This window comes from Acinetobacter sp. V2 (genome assembly GCF_001188385.1).
GTDB classification, from domain to species: Bacteria; Pseudomonadota; Gammaproteobacteria; order Pseudomonadales; family Moraxellaceae; genus Acinetobacter; species Acinetobacter oleivorans.
The window spans coordinates 861,531-862,413 of the sequence record NZ_JZFB01000001.1; the positions used below are offsets into that span (position 1 = coordinate 861,531).

Here is an 883-nt window from a genome sequence, read left to right on the forward strand (position 1 = left end):
GAACGCATCGAAGGAAGAACAGCAAAAATGCGGAAAAGTAAAATCTCACGGGATACACCAGACTAAATAAGCTTATAGGGCTTCATGCCCTAATGTAAAACTCCCCTAATCGTTTTAAACGCCTTCTCAGATTTTTCGGACAATCAGAGAAAGGATTCGCTCACCCTAAATTTAGTGATGAGTTGGAATGTGTTGTCCGAAAAATCGATCAAAAGGATAATCAAATGAGTAAGCGTATTATTATTGCTGGTTCTGGCTTTGCTGGTTTATGGGCTGCACTTGCTGCACAAAGAGCAATTCACTTAGCGTCGCAAGAACAAAACATTGAAGTGGTGATGGTTTCCCCTAGCCCGAATGTTGATATTCGTCCTCGTCTTTATGAAGCTGTGCTTGAAAACATGAACCCTGATATTTCAGAGTTATTAAGTGTGGTTGGGGTTAAATTTCTGGCAGGTTGGGTAAATAAAATTGATGTCGACCAACAGGCAATTGAAGTTTCAACCACCGATGGCAGCAAACAATCCTTAAGCTATGACCGTTTTATTCTGGCAACCGGAAGTACGACGTTTATGCCCCCAATACCGGGTCTTACCGAATATGGCTTTAGCGTAAGCACACTAGAAGATGCTGAGAAACTAGATCAGCACCTTAAAAACTTAGCTAATAAAGCTGCAAATACAGCACGTAATACGGTGGTTGTTGCAGGTGGTGGTCTTACTGGGTTAGAAACCGTTACTGAAATGCCTGAACGTCTGCGTAACATTTTAAGTGAAACTGATGTCCGTGTAGTTTTAGTTGATTCCTCAACAGAAATTGGCGCAGCGATGGGTGACCAAGCTGCTACCGTTATTCGAGAGGCTCTTAGCGAGCTTGGTGTGGAAGG

General features: G+C 42.7%; 1 protein-coding gene and 1 pseudogene. Both read left to right on the forward strand.

Annotation, left to right across the window (positions count from 1 at the left end):
* A pseudogene (locus UC75_RS20095) lies at positions 1 to 66 on the forward strand (Rrf2 family transcriptional regulator); the annotation flags it as partial.
* Between the two features lie 158 nt (positions 67 to 224).
* Positions 225 to 883: NAD(P)/FAD-dependent oxidoreductase (locus UC75_RS20100; RefSeq protein WP_228137070.1), on the forward strand; the 659-nt coding region annotated here is incomplete at its 3' end.